General features: G+C 40.4%; 19 protein-coding genes. 7 read left to right on the top strand and 12 right to left on the bottom strand.

All coding sequences use genetic code 11. The annotated features are described in order from the left end of the window. Nucleotide 1: 1 nt before the first annotated feature. From radA to IC619_RS12975, 7 genes are all read right to left on the bottom strand, one after another. Nucleotides 2-1,381 (bottom strand): DNA repair protein RadA, encoded by a 1,380-nt coding sequence (gene radA, locus IC619_RS13005; RefSeq protein ID WP_191140682.1) that lies wholly within the window; start codon nucleotides 1,379-1,381, stop codon nucleotides 2-4. A gap of 203 nt (nucleotides 1,382-1,584) precedes the next feature. After that, entirely contained in the window at nucleotides 1,585-4,032 is a 2,448-nt protein-coding gene (locus tag IC619_RS13000) for an ATP-dependent Clp protease ATP-binding subunit (protein WP_213260921.1), read from the bottom strand. Nucleotides 4,033-4,077: 45 nt separating this feature from the next. Beyond that, the gene (gene mcsB / locus IC619_RS12995) at nucleotides 4,078-5,154 is read right to left on the bottom strand and encodes a protein-arginine kinase McsB (protein ID WP_191140683.1); all 1,077 of its coding nucleotides are present in this window, start codon (nucleotides 5,152-5,154) and stop codon (nucleotides 4,078-4,080) included. Between the two features lie 11 nt (nucleotides 5,155-5,165). Next, on the bottom strand, nucleotides 5,166-5,690 hold the full coding sequence (mcsA, locus tag IC619_RS12990) for a protein-arginine kinase activator protein McsA (RefSeq protein WP_191140684.1): 525 nt from the start codon (nucleotides 5,688-5,690) through the stop codon (nucleotides 5,166-5,168). 6 nt (nucleotides 5,691-5,696) lie between these two features. After that, entirely contained in the window at nucleotides 5,697-6,167 is a 471-nt protein-coding gene (locus tag IC619_RS12985; protein ID WP_191140685.1) for a CtsR family transcriptional regulator, read from the bottom strand. Nucleotides 6,168-6,298: 131 nt separating this feature from the next. Further along, nucleotides 6,299-6,985, bottom strand: coding sequence for an MgtC/SapB family protein (locus IC619_RS12980; protein ID WP_191140686.1), 687 nt, complete (start codon nucleotides 6,983-6,985; stop codon nucleotides 6,299-6,301). Nucleotides 6,986-7,071: 86 nt separating this feature from the next. Further along, complete coding sequence (locus IC619_RS12975) at nucleotides 7,072-7,728, bottom strand: HAD-IA family hydrolase (protein ID WP_191140687.1); 657 nt, start codon at nucleotides 7,726-7,728, stop codon at nucleotides 7,072-7,074. Nucleotides 7,729-8,186: 458 nt separating this feature from the next. Between IC619_RS12975 and IC619_RS12970 the strand changes: the two genes are divergently transcribed. Together IC619_RS12970 and IC619_RS12965 are read left to right on the top strand one after the other, a co-directional pair. Next, complete coding sequence (locus IC619_RS12970; RefSeq protein WP_191140688.1) at nucleotides 8,187-8,378, top strand: hypothetical protein; 192 nt, start codon at nucleotides 8,187-8,189, stop codon at nucleotides 8,376-8,378. A gap of 97 nt (nucleotides 8,379-8,475) precedes the next feature. Next, nucleotides 8,476-8,910, top strand: a complete 435-nt coding sequence (locus IC619_RS12965) for a FixH family protein (protein WP_191140689.1) — start codon at nucleotides 8,476-8,478, stop codon at nucleotides 8,908-8,910. 72 nt (nucleotides 8,911-8,982) lie between these two features. Here the strand turns inward: IC619_RS12965 and IC619_RS12960 are convergent, their stop codons facing one another. The 3 genes from IC619_RS12960 to IC619_RS12950 form a co-directional block, all read right to left on the bottom strand. Continuing rightward, nucleotides 8,983-10,104 carry a site-2 protease family protein gene (locus IC619_RS12960; RefSeq protein ID WP_191140690.1) on the bottom strand — a complete coding sequence of 374 codons (1,122 nt, stop codon included), beginning with the start codon at nucleotides 10,102-10,104 and terminating at the stop codon, nucleotides 8,983-8,985. A gap of 20 nt (nucleotides 10,105-10,124) precedes the next feature. Next, the gene (locus IC619_RS17240; RefSeq protein ID WP_191140691.1) at nucleotides 10,125-10,646 is read right to left on the bottom strand and encodes an ANTAR domain-containing protein; all 522 of its coding nucleotides are present in this window, start codon (nucleotides 10,644-10,646) and stop codon (nucleotides 10,125-10,127) included. Between the two features lie 157 nt (nucleotides 10,647-10,803). Further along, complete coding sequence (locus IC619_RS12950; protein WP_191140692.1) at nucleotides 10,804-11,538, bottom strand: serine/threonine-protein kinase; 735 nt, start codon at nucleotides 11,536-11,538, stop codon at nucleotides 10,804-10,806. Between the two features lie 374 nt (nucleotides 11,539-11,912). Between IC619_RS12950 and IC619_RS12945 the strand changes: the two genes are divergently transcribed. Next, nucleotides 11,913-13,199, top strand: coding sequence for an MFS transporter (locus IC619_RS12945; protein WP_191140693.1), 1,287 nt, complete (start codon nucleotides 11,913-11,915; stop codon nucleotides 13,197-13,199). Nucleotides 13,200-13,216: 17 nt separating this feature from the next. Here IC619_RS12945 and IC619_RS12940 read toward each other — a convergent pair whose 3' ends face one another. After that, a complete protein-coding gene (locus tag IC619_RS12940; RefSeq protein WP_191140694.1) occupies nucleotides 13,217-13,894 on the bottom strand; it encodes a hypothetical protein in 678 nt (225 codons plus the stop codon). Between the two features lie 91 nt (nucleotides 13,895-13,985). Here IC619_RS12940 and IC619_RS12935 point away from each other — a divergent pair, with 91 nt between their 5' ends. The 3 genes from IC619_RS12935 to IC619_RS12925 all read left to right on the top strand — a co-directional run bounded on the left by IC619_RS12935 (nucleotide 13,986) and on the right by IC619_RS12925 (nucleotide 17,716). Next, the gene (locus IC619_RS12935) at nucleotides 13,986-14,786 is read left to right on the top strand and encodes an inositol monophosphatase family protein (RefSeq protein WP_191140695.1); all 801 of its coding nucleotides are present in this window, start codon (nucleotides 13,986-13,988) and stop codon (nucleotides 14,784-14,786) included. Between the two features lie 118 nt (nucleotides 14,787-14,904). Beyond that, a complete protein-coding gene (locus tag IC619_RS12930; protein ID WP_191140696.1) occupies nucleotides 14,905-15,387 on the top strand; it encodes an ankyrin repeat domain-containing protein in 483 nt (160 codons plus the stop codon). Between the two features lie 226 nt (nucleotides 15,388-15,613). Further along, nucleotides 15,614-17,716 carry a TerD family protein gene (locus IC619_RS12925; protein WP_191140697.1) on the top strand — a complete coding sequence of 701 codons (2,103 nt, stop codon included), beginning with the start codon at nucleotides 15,614-15,616 and terminating at the stop codon, nucleotides 17,714-17,716. A 379-nt stretch (nucleotides 17,717-18,095) separates the two neighbouring features. Here IC619_RS12925 and mle read toward each other — a convergent pair whose 3' ends face one another. Further along, nucleotides 18,096-18,950: an alpha/beta fold macrolide esterase gene (gene mle, locus IC619_RS12920; RefSeq protein WP_191140698.1), complete on the bottom strand. Its 855-nt coding sequence runs from the start codon at nucleotides 18,948-18,950 to the stop codon at nucleotides 18,096-18,098. Nucleotides 18,951-19,264: 314 nt separating this feature from the next. Between mle and IC619_RS16860 the strand changes: the two genes are divergently transcribed. Beyond that, nucleotides 19,265-19,463, top strand: a 199-nt coding sequence (locus tag IC619_RS16860; RefSeq protein ID WP_249669863.1) for a transposase, incomplete at its 3' end; no start/stop codon positions are given.

Raw genomic sequence — 19,463 nt, 5'->3', positions numbered from 1 at the left:
TTTATCCTCCCAACGCCGTCCGCAAAGCTTCCTCTAGACTATCTACACCAATCAATTTTATATCCCGAGGCCCAGTCCAGCCACGCAGGCTTTTTGAAGGAAGTATCACACGCTTAAATCCCATATTATTCGCTTCCGTCACGCGTTGTTCAATTCGAGATACGCCTCTTACTTCCCCTGTTAGCCCTACTTCACCAATAAAAATATCACCTGACTCTACTGCTCTGTCCCGAAAGCTAGACGCTAAACTGATCGCAATAGCTAAATCAACTGCTGGCTCATCTAATCGTACACCACCAACAACATTTAAGTAAGCATCTTGATTTTGCAAAAACATACCCAATCGCTTCTCCAAAACAGCCATAATCATCGTGACTCGATTATGATCCACACCTGTAGCCATACGCTTTGGGGTCGCGAAGCTAGTAGGGCTTACTAATGCTTGTAACTCTATCAGAACGGGTCTTGTCCCTTCGATACTAGCTGCGACAGCAGTACCTGGCACCCCTACTGGACGCCCTTCTAAAAACAATTCAGACGGATTACCTACTTCTTGTAAGCCTCCCTCTTTCATTTCAAATACACCAATTTCATTGGTAGATCCAAACCGGTTCTTGACTGCGCGTAATATCCGATACGTATGATGCCGCTCCCCTTCAAAATAAAGCACACAATCAACCATATGTTCCAACATGCGAGGGCCAGCTAATGCACCTGATTTCGTAACATGACCTACAATCATAATGGCAATCCCTTGTTCTTTAGCCCAACGCATCAATTGACCTGTACACTCCCGTACTTGTGCAACACTTCCTGGTGCCGATGTAATTTCGGGATGAAACATCGTTTGGATCGAGTCAATCACCATCAATTTAGGTGAGACCTCATTCATCAATTGCTCAATTTCAGTCAAGTCAGTAACAGCTGCAACCATTAATTCATCTCGCAGTGCACCTAGCCGGTCAGCGCGCAAACGAATTTGTTCGGTAGATTCTTCACCAGATATATATAAGATGGACATATTTCGGCTTGCTAATTCATGCGTCGCTTGGAGCAATAGCGTAGATTTCCCAATTCCTGGGTCACCACCGACAAGTACAAACGATCCGGGTACCAAGCCACCGCCCAATACACGATTAAATTCACGGATTCCGATGTCATAACGAGGCTGATCTAGTTTTTCTACCTCTGTGATCGGAACCGCTTTTTCTCGTTTAACGCCTCGTTTTACACCTACGCCTGGAATATAGGTCTCTTTTCGCTCTCGCTCTTCGACCAAAGTACTCCACTGTGCACATCCAGGACATTTCCCCATCCATTTTGCACTTTCGTATCCGCAGTCTTGGCAAACAAACTTCGTTTTTGTTTTTGCTTTCGCCATTCGTCCGCCTCCTTAATAAACCATTATAACAAAGTTCTTTTATCCTATGAAAAAGAATCCTCGTCGTAAATAGGAGAAGAGCTATACCCCTTGAGGCATAGCTCTAAATCTCGTTTTTCTTATACCAAATGTGCTAACTTTCATGACTTTCCACTTGTAAAAGTAGGGGTCTGAACCCACCTTAAAGCTCAACAAGAATGTTCTTATACAGATTTAGAAGATGACTTATTTGTTTTTTCAACAATCCACTCGCCTTCTTTTATATCAATCGTAACGGTATCACCACGTTTGATATGACCTCGAAGTAGCTCTTCTGATAGTCGATCTTCAATATGTTTTTGAATCGCTCGACGTAAGGGGCGTGCACCATATGTCAGATCCATGCCTTCTTTAGCTAGATGCTCTTTAGCTTGATCGGTCAGATCAAAAGTAATCTCCTGCTCCTGTAGTCTCGTACGCAATTCATTAGACATTAAGGAGACAATCTTCACGAGGTGTTCTTCTCTTAATGAATGGAACACAATCACATCGTCGATACGATTTAAAAATTCTGGGCGGAAACTTTTCTTTAACTCTTCCATTACATTCTCTTTCATACGTTCATAGTCATCATTTCCGCTCACATCTGCGGTAAAACCTAGACGTGTATTTTTACGGATGCTAGAAGCCCCCACATTCGATGTCATGATGATGATCGTGTTACGGAAATCGACGACACGCCCTTTACCATCCGTTAATCGACCATCTTCAAGCACTTGTAGAAGCACATTAAAGACTTCAGGATGGGCTTTCTCTACCTCATCAAATAAAATAACAGAGTATGGTTTGCGGCGCACTTTCTCAGTCAATTGTCCACCTTCATCATAACCTACGTATCCGGGTGGCGAACCGACAAGGCGGCTAGTAGAATGTTTCTCCATGTACTCAGACATGTCAATCCGGATCATGGCATCTTCATCACCAAACATTGATTCTGCCAGTGCTCTAGCAAGCTCAGTCTTACCGACTCCAGTAGGCCCTAAGAAGATAAACGAACCGATTGGACGCTTCGGATCTTTTAGGCCAGCACGCGCACGTCTGATTGCTCTCGCTACAGATTTAACCGCTTCTTCCTGCCCAATCACCCGATTATGCAAAATATCTTCCATATTGAGCAAACGAGCCGATTCTTCCTGCGCCAATTTATTTACAGGAATTCCCGTCCAGTTGGAGACCACATCGGCAATATCTTCTGCGATTACTTCAGAATCGGTAACACCCTGATCTTGCTTCCACGTGTTATGCGTCACTTCAATCTCTTCACGTAGTTTCTGTTCTGTATCTCTAAGCGAAGCTGCCTTTTCAAATTCTTGACTTTGCACAGCTGCGTCTTTCTCTTTTTTCACTTCGTCCATTTTTTGCTCTAGCTCTTTTAACTCTGGTGGTACCGTATACGAAGATAGACGAACTTTAGAGGCTGCTTCATCAATTAAGTCAATTGCTTTATCCGGTAAAAATCGATCTGAAATGTAACGATCCGATAGTTTAACCGCTTGCTCAATCGCTTCGTCTGTAATCTTAACGCGATGATGCGCTTCATAACGGTCACGTAGACCTTGTAAGATCTGAATAGCCTCTTCTTTACTTGGCTCATCTACTGTAATCGGTTGAAAACGACGCTCTAATGCTGCATCTTTTTCGATGTACTTACGATATTCATCCAGGGTAGTCGCACCAATACACTGTAAATCTCCACGCGCCAGAGCTGGCTTTAAGATATTAGAGGCATCAATTGCACCCTCTGCACCACCTGCACCAATTAGTGTGTGCAACTCGTCAATAAATAAGATGACGTTGCCGGCTTGACGAATCTCATCCATGATTTTTTTGAGTCGATCCTCAAATTCACCCCGATATTTGGTTCCAGCGACAACCGTTCCCATATCCAATGTCATAACACGTTTACCACGCAAGATCTCGGGAATTTCGCCATCTACAATCCGCTGTGCTAACCCTTCAGCTACAGCCGTTTTCCCGACTCCAGGCTCTCCAATTAAGACCGGATTATTTTTGGTACGTCGGGAAAGCACCTGAATCACACGTTCAATTTCTTTACTTCTCCCAATTACGGGGTCTAAATTTCCATCGCGAGCTGCTTGAGTCAGATCACGCGCTAAGCCGTCTAAAGTTGGTGTGTTGGCTCCACTGCCTGAACTCTGATTATTAGTTGTACTTTCACTGTTTCCAAGTAATTGCAGTACTTGTTGTCTTGCTTTGGTTAAGCTAACACCCAAATTGTTTAGAACACGCGCCGCAACACCTTCACCTTCACGGATTAACCCGAGCAAAATATGCTCAGTGCCGACATAAGTATGACCTAGTTTACGTGCTTCATCCATGGAAAGTTCAATTACTTTCTTAGCACGTGGTGTGTATGCGATGTTTGTGGGCCCACTCTGTCCTTTTCCTATCAAGGTCTCTACTTCATTTTGAATTTTTTCGAGCCCTAGACCGAGTGCAATTAAGGCTTTTGCTGCGATACCTTCACCCTCACGTACGAGCCCGAGTAAAATGTGTTCTGTACCAATATTACTATGTCCAAGTCTTCCAGCTTCTTCTTGAGCAAGTGACAACACTTTTTGCGCACGCTCTGTAAATCTTCCAAACATCATCGTTTCATGCACCCCACTTTATGTCATTATAATTAATCGAAATTATTAACTTCTGTTTTCTAGTCCCAAGCGCTCTCGTATTAATTTGGAGCGTCTAATATCTCTTTGTTCAGCATCTAAGCGGCTCCCCGCATATTGCTGTAGAAAACCGGGTTGCGTCATAACCATCAGTTCATTCATGACGTTGGCAGACACATCCGTTATCAACCCTAAATCAACACCTAAGCGTACATCAGATAGTCGCTTCATGGCTTCTTTGGAATCAATAATCCGCGAATGTGTCAAAATGCCTAATGAGCGAAACACACGATCTTCTAACTGTACAGATGATATCTCTTGTAGTCTTTTACGTGAAGCTTGTTCATGCTCAATCATTTGATACACAACGCCTTGCAACTTATCTAATATCTCTTCTTCAGATTGACCTAATGTAACCTGATTGGATACTTGGTACAAATGACCTAGTGCTTCACTACCCTCTCCATAAATACCTCGAACAGCTAAACCAACCTGTGTGATAGCTGGTAAGATTCGGTTTAGTTGTTGCGTCATAGCTAGTGCGGGTAGGTGAATCATGACCGATGCCCGGATCCCCGTTCCTACATTTGTAGGACAACTGGTTAAATAACCACGCTGATCATCGAAAGCATAGGATAGATTTTTCTCAATCCATTCATCAAGCTGATCTGCTAACTTCCATGCTTTTTCGAGTTGTAGCCCCGGAAAAATACACTGAATGCGAATATGATCTTCCTCATTAATCATAATGCTAAAAGATTCATCTTGAGCCAATAGTACAGCTCCATTTCGTGACTCCTCCGCTAGCATCGGACTAATCAGATGTTTCTCTACGAGTACTCTTTTTTCTAGTTCATTCAAATCTTTCATCCGCACAAACTCGGCAGCCGCCAGATCCGCTAACTCTTGTTTATTTGTTTTCCAAGCTTCTTCAACTCGGTTTACAACTTCTTCAGATTGTGAATCTGTACTTAACATTGGAAAGGGTAATCCTGACAAATTGCGTGCAATTCGAATACGACTGCTAAAAACGATGTCGGATTGAGGCCCCTTCACTTTCATCCATTCGCTAATCGCGTTTTTTATAAAATGTTCAAGTGACATCTTGACCCCTCCTACTTCTTCAACCGTTCTTGCAATGAACGAATTTGATCGCGCAATCTGGCTGCCTCTTCAAATTCCTCTGCATTAATTTTTCGTGATAAATGTTCTTTCAAGGTTTCAATTTCTCTTTTAATCTTTAAATTCCCTCTTGTTCGAGACGGGATTTTACCACGATGTGTCGCATTGCCATGTATACGTCGCAAAAGTGGATCGAGCCGCTCTTCAAAAGTTTCATAGCAGTCTCCGCATCCAAATCTGCCAATTTTACTAAATTGATTATAGGTCAAACCACAAGTAGAACAGCGTAAGCTGTTTTCTTGAAATCCAGGAGCTTGACTCGACTCCGAAGCCATCGGTTCGAAGTTAAGTAGCCCAGAGAGTAGCTGGTGAAAGGTGAAGCCATTTTCAAAACCTGGTAAGTATTCACCATTTTCTTGGGCGCACACTTCACAAAGATGAAATTCAGTTTTCTCACCATTTACAATTTTGGTGTAGTGAAGTGTTGCTGGCCGTTTTCCACATTCTGGACATAACATCGGCCTTCACTCTCCTTTATCGGTAAATATAGTAATAATCAGGATACGCATCATGCGTGCGCGCAGTTGATCTCTGATGGGAATGGGGACTTGTAAGGTTTCTCTGGCAATAAGTCGCTTCATCATCAGCGCTTCACGCTCGGTGATCCAGTCTTCATCCACCAGACGACTAATCAAATGCTCTGCAGTCAACTGCGGAATCGCATTTCCGATATGATTTAACAAATATTCAAAGTCACTTTGACGACTTTTCAAATGAATCTTTTGAATACGAATATATCCTCCGCCACCCCGCTTACTTTCAACAAGATAGCCTTTCTCGATCGTAAAGCGGGTGCTAATCACATAATTGATTTGCGAAGGAACGCACTGAAAAGCACACGCTAATTCACTTCGCTTGATTTCCACGGTACCTGTTGGACTATCTTCCAATATGCCCGTAATATACTGGGCAATGATGTCCGATACATTTCCCATTCGGACACCTCCTTGCTGACTTTGACTATCTTTGACCTTCTGACTTTATTATAATCAAAAGATCATTCTTTGCCAATACCTAATTGATACTTTATTGATTTACCCTTATTTTTAAGTACTTATACATGTTTTTATTGCTCTGTTCGAACTGATTTAACACCTTTGACCTTTCTCGCTTCTTCACAGAGGATCGTAATGGAAGTAGAGTCAAAAAAGCGAATGATAAACGAGATATTAAGCGTATTATCATCTCCTTCTTCCATATTTACTTTACGTACACTCCCCCCATTGGAGTCAATAAACGCAACCAAATCACCGAGTATCCCCGGTTGATCATTTACAATCACATCCAGTTTTCGCAAATGCCTTTTTCTAACTAATATTCCCTCAAGCCTGTTTAACAATTCTAAGCTTACAAGCACAATGACAGTCGTCAAAATCGCACCAAACATAAAGTTGGCACCTGCAGCTAATCCAATCCCAGCAACTACCCATAGCGAGGCAGCCGTTGTTAAACCAGACACACTAATGCCATGCCGCAAGATCGTTCCCGCACCTAGAAATCCAATCCCACTGATCACTTGGGCAGCAAGTCGCGCAGGGTCAAACCGAACATTGGGGTGGTCATTAAAATCAGAAAAACCATAAATAGATAGCAACATAATAAGTGCCGCCCCTACACTAACAAGAATGTGCGTTCGGAATCCAGCAGGATGATTATTTCGTTCTCGCTCCCATCCTACCAAGCCACCTAAAACGGCCGCTAACAATAACCGAATTGCAATCTCCCAAAAGGAGATATTCCATATATCGTCCATTTCATTCCCCTCCTTCTATTAAAGTGAAACAAGAACAACCTCTTGTAAGGCAGTCTCATTTCACTTTTTCATGATTTAAGCAAAATCTAAAGTAATGAGAGCAATTCATTGGGATGGTTAATGATATGATCAGCATGATCTAGCTCATGCGCTTCTCCAAATAATGAAAATCCAGTATATCGACACCCTACGGTAATAAGCCCATTCTCTTTTCCTGCTTTAATATCAGAATTTCGGTCTCCTACCATATAGCCATCCGTAATACCATGCTCTGTCATCGCGATTTTTACTAAGTCCACTTTTTCTTTTGTTTGGTATCCCCCAGCTGTGTATATACCTGTAAATAAAGATACGAGCTTCTTGGATTTTAGGGCTGCATAAACATAATCAGGAGAGCCATTACTTGCAATAAATAGTGGTAATTTCTTTTGATATAAGTGATGTAATAATTCCCCAACTCCCGGGTACAAAACACCTAAATCTCGATCAAAACGCTCCAATTCCGCTTGTAACATGATTTGATCAGCTCGAGCGCGTACATCTTCATCACAATTTGGCAGTAGCAGATCCCAGATTTCATCATGCGTAAGCCCAAAAGCAGATTCAATTTTACGCTCATCCGGAATTTCTCCATCATATAATCCTTCTGTAATCAACCATTGAAAAGTGTCGAGAAAAGCAGGCACCGCCACCTTCTCTGTCTGAAATAAAGTACCATCCAAATCAAATAATATCGCCTTCACAATGTCACCTTCCATTTCTTTTCCTTTAGATAAATAACAAACAGTTTAGCACGAAGACTCTCTACATACAATTAACATTTCCGTTCTCATATGAATGGATTACTTTGTTTATCATTTTTAGGCACCAACAAGAGAAGCATACAAATATAACATTTTTATAAAATTTTTTCAAAAAAGAATTGACATAAATGCTGGTAAACTGTAACATTTAGAATAGAATAAATTCATTTGACAAAAGGAGGTCATTTAGATGCATTACTTCACTGCTGAGCATGCTGCAATCCCTTATACAGAATCAAATCATCAGATGACCTCTATCGATAAGCGTTAAATGAATTTTGTTTAATCGCTAAAAGAACCACAGGTCATCGTAGCGCCTGTGGTTACATATATAGATCATTTGTAGCCACAGGACCGTCGCCTGTGGCTTTTGTGCGCAAAAAAGGAGCTAAAAAGTGATGTTAAAGACCATTATTTATTTATTTCAAACGGAAAAGAAAAAAGATCTGCAACCACAAAAAAGCTTAAACATGGCAGGAGAAGAATTAAGAGATTTTTGGTTAATCGAGGGACCACGTGCTTATCGCCAAAGTATTACAAGCGACAAAATATTTGACAAAACCATGAAGCATCAAAATTACTGGCCATAATTTGTATCATCAATAACTCCAATGGGGGATTCTAAATCAAGGAGGGTGTATTAAGATATGAGAAGTTTATCGTATTAAGCGAAAGGGTGTTACATGGATGAAAATCATAAAACTCGGTTTCCTAGGTGGTCTATGTATCTTTTTTATGATCAGTCTACTAGGTTGCGGTCAGGAAACTGACAAGTCCGAGCATAGTGGAATGAATCACGGAAGTATGGAAGACGATAAAATGAATGAAGAACTAACGATTCAATTTGCTACCTCCGAAGAATCGATTAAAAAAAATGAAGCTGTTACTTTAACTGCTGATATCAAGAAAGCCGATGTAGCTGTAACAGATGCGAAAGTAGAATTTGAAGTGTGGAAGAAGGAACAAAAAGAGCATACAAAAACCGAAGCAACACAACAAAAAGATGGTGTATATGAAGCTGAAGTAAAATATGAGGAAGAAGGTCAATACGAAGTAATCGTTCATGTGACCACGCCAACCACACATCAAATGATTAGCAAACAATTCCAGGTTGAAAAGTAGATATCCATCCACGCTCTCACATCCACAAACCGATTCGTGGATGTGAGTTTTTTGTAGCGTCTACGAGCCCTCTTACACAGAAATATCTGGAACAAGCATCAGCATATAAATTAAAAACAGAATGAGTGATAGGTAAGAAACCCCATAAGCCCAGCGCACAGCCGGCTTTACGTCAAAGTAGGCCTTATCTTGATGCATCGATCCCATTCTTTCTGTTGCAGGATTATAGTAAATCTCAAACTTCATCTCGACCGAATAACTAAGTGCCGATTTTGGTGTAGTATTTAAGAGTTTGACACGCTCGATCTGACCTTCAACAATTTCTGGATCTTCCAGTTTTGCAATCACACCTACTCCTGGATAAACGATATGCGCAATATGTTTTTTGGTTTCTAAATCACAAAACTGTACAAAGCGCAATTCTCTTTGATGCTCAATCCAAGGGATGAAAGTTCCTGCTTTCTGAAAAAGATCTTCCGCTACTGTAGCAGAAAGGCGTACCTTTTTCATCCATTTCCCATTTGACTTCTTTTTATTTCGATATGCCGACCAGAGCTCCCAAACAAATAACACATAAATCAAGGTAAAGATGACCGATCGCAAGTAAATAATGAAAGCCAAGCCACCGATTAACCCAAGCACCCACAGCCAGCGTGTAATCGCTGTCACAATGCGCCCACCATCTAAAGGATGGATTGGTATCAGGTTCACTAAATTGATAAAAAAGCCGATTGTTGCGACTACATAAAAAATCTGCTCTCCTGTCCAAACACCAAGTAAATAGGTGATGACAGCACCAAGTGTACCGAGTAGTGGTCCACCAAATGCGATGAACGCTTCCGTCTCCGCTCCACTAGGCTGGCGCTTCATCGTAATCAATGCACCCACGAATGGAATAAAAGCTGGTGCTGATACTGGCACTTTTTTTATCTTCGCAGCCCACACATGTCCCATTTCATGTATAAAAATCATCACGACCAGACCAATCGCAAATGACCATGGGAAGAGAAGCGCATAAGCTCCAATTGAAACAAACATCGAGATGATTGTTCCACCAAATTTGCCCAATTTGAGTAGCGGGAGAATCGATTTTAACTTGGTTAATACCGTAACAGCCAATAAACCTAACCATCCAAAGCGATTTATGATTTTATTTTTACCGCCCTGTTTTTTCGCCCTGTCATCCTCCATCATAACAATCCCTTCACTACAGCCTACACTTTAACTTGATCGATTACATAGTTGGTATTACTCTGATTGTACAATATTTGAATGGAAATTTCTTTTATCGTTTTGCGACTATTCATTGCCTTCGTACGTAGTCTACGATATGCCTCTGCTTCTTGAATACCCTCTTTTACCATTAATATACCTTTTGCTTTTTCAATAATTTTGCGCGCAGCTAAACCATCTTCTAATTCATTCACTCGCTGTGTCAGCTGTTTGTTTTCTTGATGAAGCTGCATAATTCGCACCACGAGAGATATAGGCATATGTGTAGAGAAAATCATCGTGCCCCCTTTCCCCTCAATCCGTTCATGGTTGACGAGGTAAGCGAAAGGCAAATTTCTCTTTTTTAGCGGCATATGTGTGTTGAAAGAAGGATCGTAAATCAGCATGAAATCAATCTTATCCTCTTCTGTATGGACCAAGTGAATCGATTGCGCACACAATTGCTCAATAAACGAACGAACAGACGATGGAATCGGTACATAACTCTTTACATAAACCTTCACATCCAACACCTCTATGTTAAGTTATTTTACATAAACATTTTTATTTTTTCATTTTAGCAATAATTAGAGGTGTTTTCAATTATTCATGTTAGGTTTTATGACAAGATAGTACACTTCATCATCATGCACTCCTTTATAAGGAAATGGGTCTCTTACCTTACCCCACCCTTTTTAATAGGGACATGATCTCTTCGATTTGTGGTCTGGTGGCGAGATTAAAGGAAAGCGCACGGCTTACAATCTGATCAAGTTCTTCTGGGATATCCGGTCGAACTAATTTTAGGGGAGGTACTTGTAATCCCCACTCAACCGGATGTTTCCCCGTTAAGATTTGAAAGATGAGTACACCGATTAGATAGACATCATATAAGCGATCTGTTCGTATCTGTTCTTCTGTCTGTTTACTTAGTCGCCCTAAGTGCTTTGGTAATAATCCACGCTTACCTCCATACAAAAAGCGAATGGCTCCACTTTTCGTGATTATGATATTTTGCGGATGCACGAGTGTAAATTGCCCCTCCAGCTCCAACCGAAGCAATTGACTGCAAATCCCTGCCACCAGCCAAGACATCTCCTCTAATGAGAATGATCTCTTTCGGATTTGATAAGCGAGTAATCCCCCTTCCATTCGTATAAAGACCTGGTAAAGGTTATTTTGTTCGATAAATATATTCTCTAAGGGCATAAAGATCATATCATCGCGGAGACCAAGTTCCTCAATAAGAGATGAAGACGCGTTGCTAGGCATTGCAAGGGCATGCACAAATCTTTTTTCATCATCTCCTCTAGCAGAAGTCCTATCCGTGAAGTACAATGTCCCCATCACAAAAGGAAAGATTTTTCTTATATGATATTGGCTTCCGATTATTTCGCCTGCTATTTTGCTTTCCATCTAAAAGCTCCCTTATTTCATCCATGACATCTTCTATTTTAACAAAATAAAGCAGTTTGACCTGCGTAGTGGTATCGCCGGGATGTGTGATTTCGTTTTCCATACATACCAAAACCTTCCGGCCAAGCAGATGGCGCGCTTCTTCCTTCCGGTTTTGGCTACGCTATTTGGTGTTCATTTCGCTTTTTTCTTATCGGAATCAACTAGCACCATAGGTAGGTTGCTACCGTTATTTATTTTATCACGCTCTTTATTTCCCGTGTAGATCTTAGCTGTATACGATTTGCTTGATTTCATGCTATGCTAACCTTAAAAGGTATTTATTTTTTGCAATAATCAGTTCATCATTTCAAATATTTTTTGGGGGAATGTGTATGGATAAAAAGGCAGTTCGTAGTTGGGCTATGTATGACTGGGCTAATTCAGCCTTTGCAACGATTATCATCGCTGCGGTCATGCCAATCTTTTATTCCAAAGTAGCTGCTAATACGCTTGCACCCGCAACAGCTACTGCTTACTGGGGTTACACGCAATCCATTTCTCTTATTTTAGTAGTCATCCTATCTCCTTTATTAGGCGCCATTGCAGATGCTTCGAACTCTAAAAAGAAATTCCTACGTTTTTTTGTCATCATGGGTGTCTTGGCAACGACACTCATGTTTACCATCGGAGAAGGAGATTGGCTTTGGGCATCCCTGCTACTGATCGTGGGAACACTTGGTTTCTCTGGTGCAAACGTTTTTTACGATGCCTTTTTAAGTGATGTCGCACCTGAGAAAGATCGCGATATGGTTTCAGCTAAAGGTTTTTCTTATGGATATGTTGGTGGAGGCAGTATTCTAGCCCTTAGTCTAGCCCTGATCACCTTTCACGATAAAGTGGGAATCAGTTCGCTGTCAGCAACCCAAATTTCCTTTTTTGCTACCGGTATATGGTGGTTACTTTTTTCAATCCCGATCTTTCGTAATGTACACGAAAAAAAAATCATCCAAGGAGTAAAGCAACCGCCTATGGCAACCGCATTAAGTGGTTTCCGTAGTGTATGGCAAACGATCAGAGCGATCAAACAGTATCCAGAGCTACTAAAGTTTCTGATTGCTTTCTGGTTTTTCAGTGATGGGATTAATACAATTGTAAAGATGTCAGTTATCTTCGGGGCCGAAATTGGAATTGGGCAACAAGATTTAATCACTGCGCTTCTGATCACGCAGTTTGTCGGTTTTCCCTGTACCCTCTTTTTTGGAAAAATAGCGAGTAAGTTCGGGTCCAAGCTAACCCTCGTGATTACGTTGTGCGTCTATTTGTTTATTACGATTCTCGGTTACCGTATGGAAAACGCGTTAGACTTCTATATTTTAGCCACGCTTGTCGGTACCGTACAAGGCGGGAGCCAGGCACTTGCTCGTTCTATATTTACGCGTATCGTACCCGCTCATCGTAATGCAGAGTTTTTTGGTTTTTATGGTTTATCTGGAAAGTTTGCGGCCATATTCGGACCGGCTGCCGTTGCCATTATTGGGCAACTAACAGGTTCAAATCGGACTGGTATTGCTTCAGTAGCCTTTTTCTTTATCGTAGGCATTATCATGCTATTCTTCGTTAATTTAGACAAAGGAAAAGAAGAAGCTGAAGCTGCTGTGGCTCGGGAATTAAATCAGTGATAAAATGAGCGCTCTCTTCACTTTTGAGAGTGCTCATTTTCATCTTCTAACTTTTGCTCTAACGCATTGAGGTGCTCTGCATAGAAAAGCTCTTTCTGGTTACTGTATTTCATAAGTAGCGCTTCACGCTCATCCACCCATCCGCTTATAGATGGTAAATCTAGACGATCATCTAAGCGATCTACAGCTTTTTGCAAACGGTCATCTTCACGATCCGCTAACCGAATCATATCATCATCCATTTTATCTAATTCCTTCTGAAGTTGATCTTCTATTTCATCTACTTGTTCCTTGTTCTCGTTTTTTAATATCGTTTGCTTCATTTTCTCATCAAAGTTTTCGAAGTAGTAGATATACTCACGATAATCTTCTGCTAATAACGCAAGGAGACGTTCATAATACGCTCGCTCCGTTAATCCTGTAGGAAATTGATCTAATTCCATTTTCACCTGATCCAGCTCATATTTCTCACCTGCAAACTTACCAGCATCACTTAGCGTAAGACCTTCTAACGCTGACGGTATTTTAACCGCTTTCCATTCCGGTTTTATCACTTTCTCTTCCACTTTCTTTTTCACCACTTGGGGTTGTTGTTGTTTTGTCACAGGATTTTGATAAGCCTGATGGGCAGCATTGGGATCACATCCCGTCATGACCAACAAGAGCGTCCCTAAATATAAACATATACTTTTCAACTTCCTAAACCATCCTTTCCCATTTTTGTGTCGTGTATATTGCCTTGCAAACGATGTGCTAAAATAGCAGTAAAAACAAGGAGACGTTCACATGAAAAATCAAGCTTTTCTCATTTATGAACACACCCATGAATGGGTGATAGAAGCAGGTCAAAAAGTTCGCCACTTTCTCCGTCATAAAACCATGCACTTTGAAACCAAAACAGATGAGCATGATTTAGTTACTGAGATGGATCGTACAATCGAGCAATTTTTTGTAGAAAAAATCAAATCCCACTATCCAGATCACCAAATTATCGGAGAGGAAGGGATGAGTCATCCTCCACAAAGCCTTGATGGATGGGTTTGGTTAATCGATCCCATTGACGGCACCTCTAACTTTGTTTCATTTCAAGAAGACTTTGTCATTTCTGTCGCTCTGTATCATAAGCAGATCGGGGTATTTGGCTATGTGTATGATGTGATGTCAGGAAAAATGTATCACGCCTTCCGTGATAAAGGGCTTTTTATTAATCATGAGCCTGTTCCCCCACTTTCAGAGCAGAAACGGTTAACAGATGCCATGATTGCACTCGACCTTCACATGCCAGAAGAAGAACGACAAACCAATATGGAAAAAATCATGCACTTAACTGAGCAAGTACGCGGCATTCGTATTTATGGTGCAACCGCGCTCACATTAGCCAAGTGTGCGGTGGGAAAGCTAGATGCTTATCTCACATTTAGTACATTCCCATGGGACCACGCAGCCGGTCGTATCTTAGTGGAAGAAGCTGGCGGAATCGTCTCTGATTTTAACGCAAATGCACTTTCATTACAAACACCTACAAGCGTAGTTGCCTGCAATCGTAACATCTATAGCGATCTCCTCGGGCTTCTAACGCATAAATGACCGAGTTGCTTCCGCATATACACAAATATCTCCAACTTACAATAATACCGCTCCCCTTTCCATGTAATGACGTAGTATAAAGCAAAACTAAAGTAATGGAATGGGAAGGGGACAAACATTGATAAACCATTATGCAGAGTCTCTACTGGAAGCCATCAGACAAAACCGCATCGAGGATATAAAAAAAATCTTATGGGAGGGGGGGAACCCTAACATTTTTACACCACAAGGTTATACAGCTTTAACCCATGCAGTCCGCTTTAACCCTCCCGCTGTCATCGAAACATTATTGAAAGGTGGGGCCACCCCGTCCATATGTGAGCAAAGCGGAAAAACGGCACTCTTGATCGCCATCTTACTCCAAGATACAGAGAAAGCAAAAATAATTCTCAGTGGTGGAGCCAATGCTAATCAATATACACAAGAGGGTAAAACCCCACTCTGGATAGCAACAGATCTAAACGATACAAAGATGGTCGAGGTCTTACTTGAAGGCGGTGCGGATCCTACGCTGACTACAACGGACGGCGAAACAGCATATTCACTCGCTCAACAAAGAGAAAATCAAGATATCATCAATCTTTTACAATATAGACAGTAATCCCTTTCCCAACCACCAGTTCTGAAAAACATCGGGGGCTGGTGGGATATACGTATTAATAAACATATGAATCTTTATTATAAATCATTAAACTCTTTACATTTAACAGAATCTAACTTATAATGATCTTTAATCAGGCTATGATACACCTTCCTTCATATTACATTTGGGTATAGGGGTATCAATCTCCTGATTTTATTTTATATGAAGTAGGTGTTGCATCAACTTGAAAAATACAATATATCTTAGACGAAAAAATAAAGTGATCGTAGCATTAGGTAACGATTCCCTACCAATACCTTATGTAGCAACAATGATGAAGAATATTGAATCTCTGGGTTATACCGTTTCAATTTCTCTAATGAAACGTTTACTCAGATTATCGATTCCTGATTTTATCCGATTTCAAACTCAGCTAATTACTGATTTACGTCATATAGTTGGTGCTGATAAAGAATATAATCCAATGTACCCCAACTTCCCTCAACAATTGATGCATATAGATGAATCTCAGCTATATCTAAACGCGATTGAATACTACCTAACTCAAATTCCGCCTGACACGAAGCCAAAAGAGAAACGTCTCCCATTAATTGACCAAGTAAATTTAACAGTGATTGAGTGTGGAGAAGATGATGAGTTTATCCAAATGATCAAAGATTTGATTTGTGCTAACACTTCCATTTCTAAGACAGATCAATCAGATATTGCCTGGGCTCTCACTCACTTCCCTGATTGTAGTATGCTTCTCCCACAGCATATACCCATGCGAGAAAACATGAGTTTTGTTTTGGGTGTCCTTTATACTAGTAGCAAAGCAAGTTCCCAACTTCTTTCGAACTATGTGAAGTCACCTACTGATATATTGAGATTCGCCACCCAGTTGTCGGATGGAGATATTAGCCTAGCTACTAATACAAAGTTTAAAAAATTTAGCAGATCTGATCGTAGATTACTTTTGGGATTACTCGAAATTTGTAAAGTGGATCTTAGCGCAGAAATGATTACATATCGCAAACAATGGATTCGCCTAGGAGAAATTCTACATCCTATGGAGTATCAAAAACGCTTCCCCAAAGCGTCCAAAGCATTTTCTATCATTCGAAATCAATCTTCATACCCTACATTTAATAGTGAGATCGAGTTAGCTATACGAACTAAAAATAAAGAAAAAATATTAGAACTTCTCAGCAAAAAACCTGGTGAGTTCGCACGCCGACTAGATCATATCCTTCGTATCTTTCCTGATGATGATATGATTTTAGAAAAGTTTCGGGAGATAGCTACTCAAGTAGCCACTCCACTTCTATTACAAGTATGTACTCATTTTAAACACCGTGACAAACCCTCGAAGTATCGTACCTTTTTTCCAAAAGGAATAGTCGGTAAGATTAAAGTGATTCCACATCGACTATCGCTTATATCATCTTCGACATGTGTTACTGTCGTCCAAATTTGTGAGTCTGCTTTATGCAATCGCTTTGCTTCCTTACCATCACTTGGAAAAGTATATGTATCCAAAGATTTAATCGACTATACTGTCCCATTTTCGCAACGGTCTGCCAATAAATCGGTCCATACCGTTGCACGTGGTAGTAGAATCTCGATACCAGAAGGTAATACAATCCGTTTCTTCACTTGGTGGCGAGAAGGAGAAGTCAATAATATGCCAACAGGTCGTGTTGACTTGGATTTGTCAGTTGTGATGTATGATACAAATTGGCATTATATGGAACATATCTCTTATACTCATTTACGTTCGCATGATTATCGTTCTTATCACAGTGGTGATATTACAGAGGCACCCAATGGTGCTTGTGAGTTTATTGACTTAGATATGCCTTCCATCCAGCGTTATGGTGGTAGATATATTGTCATGTCCCTACACATTTATACAAGCCAATCTTTTGATGCGTTACCAGAATGCTTTGCCGGTTGGATGATCCGCAAACACCCTAAATCTGGGGAAATTTTCGAACCATCAACCATACAAAATAAGCTTGATCTAACTGGTGATGCACATATCAGTATTCCAGTTATTTTAGATTTACAAGATCGAAAGGTGATCTGGACTGATTTAACATTAAGATTCAATCCCGACAGTTATAATAATAATATTGAAGAGAACCAAACGGGGATAGTGGCTATCGGAAAAGGAATGAGTACAATGGCCAAACCTACCTTATATGACCTATTCCGCTTACATGCAGCAGCTCGTGGAAATTTAGTAGAAGATGAACAGATTGCAGATACTGTATTCTCCCTGGATGGAGATTATACACCTTACGATATTGAAGCCATTATATCCAAATTCTTAATGACAACCTAAATCTTAGCCTCTTAGATCAAGAGGCTACCGTCCATTCTGAAAAATAGGGGAGCAATATGATCAAAATAAATATCCTAGATGGCGTTAATTGACATGTTTGAGGGTCAGTCAACACTTACGATATCGCGATCAATCATGCCGAGCATAGAAGTATAAGCGTAACAAGTCTTGATCTGAATATGTTGATGGGGAAAGAATGTAATCTCTACCCCTGCACGATTTCCTTTTTATACCGTAACTATTTTCATGACCATACTGGATCGCAAGGGATTTCAATCGACAATCTTTTCATCTTTAAAAGAAAGGTTACAATCGTAATTAACCGAACATATAACCCTTCTTAAATATCCTGTGGTTGAGTTCAGAAAATCACCTAAACCTACCTTGCTGATGTATGATGTGATATAGCTTGAATGATGGTATTCCAATCATCAGAATGAATTTCATGACCAGTTCCTTCAAGTGCTAATAGTGTGGAATTTGGCAATTCATTCACCAATGCTAGCCCATGTTCATACGGTAGAATCGTATCTTTCGTACCATGAATGACCAATGCGGGTACTTGGATATCTTGCATTTTATTTTCATAAAAGTCATTTCCGGTAAGCATTGCGTGATTAAACATACTTTGGATATGATTTGAACGTTGAAAATCTTGGGTGGCTTGTTTGCAAAAACGTTCTTCATCAAATACACGACTTGGTCCACAAAGCATTCTTGCCCCTTCTACTAAATAATCGACAACAGCATCTTCATTTGACCAATCTAAGCTAGCTCCTTTAGTATGGTACTCCAAGAGTCTGGGGTCCATTTCGGGTAAATCGCGGTTATTTTCATCTGCTCCAAAAAGGCTAGATGATATGAGTGTCATACTGAGAATCCTATTTGGATGATTATAAGATATGACTTGGGCAATCATCCCACCTAATGACATACCGACTAAATGTGCTCGTTGCACACTGTAAGCATCGAGGATTCCAATAGCATCGTTGGCCATGTCTACTACTGTGTAATTGGAAGTACCAGGCTCATATGTTGTAGAACGCCCCACATCTCGATTGTCATAACGAATAACATACCTGCCCGTATCAGCTAATAACTGACAGAATGCCTCATCCCAATAGACCATTGAATTCATAGCCCCGTTTATTAATAAAATAGCTGGTTTAGTTTGATCTCCGAAGCTCTCTGTACAAATATCAATTCCATTTATTTTAAGCATCACTTCACTCATCATTCATTCCTCATTTCACCCGAATTTGGTATGTAAATAAATTTCCGCATTTTATTCCAACACAAATAAACTTAATAATCATAGATAACACCTCTAAAACTATCTAATCTTTATAATTATAACATTATTCAAAATCAAATCCATCCGCGACTCATTTGTTATCTAATTTATGGTTTTAGTGCCAAAAAGATAAAAATAAAAAACAGCTTAATCCCCTTTTGAAAGAGGTTCTAATGAATCGGCTACAGTAAGTTAGACAGAAAAAATAAGGTCAGGTAAACTTGTTTCAACAGGTGAAATGAGGAGAATGAGCTATGTCCAGAAAGGCAAGACGTACTTTTACAGCTGAGTTTAAAGAACAAATGGTGCAACTATATCAAAATGGTAAGCCAAGAAAAGATATTATTAAGGAGTATGAACTAACCCCCTCTTCTTTGGATAAGTGGATTCGTCAGAGCCAAAATAGCGGATCCTTTCGAGAAAAGGACAATCGAACCAATGAAGAAAATGAAC

Origin of the sequence: Polycladospora coralii (genome assembly GCF_014773435.2) — a bacterium.
GTDB classification, from domain to species: Bacteria; Bacillota; Bacilli; order Thermoactinomycetales; family Thermoactinomycetaceae; genus Polycladospora; species Polycladospora coralii.
This window is presented reverse-complemented; position numbering and strand designations above follow the sequence as displayed.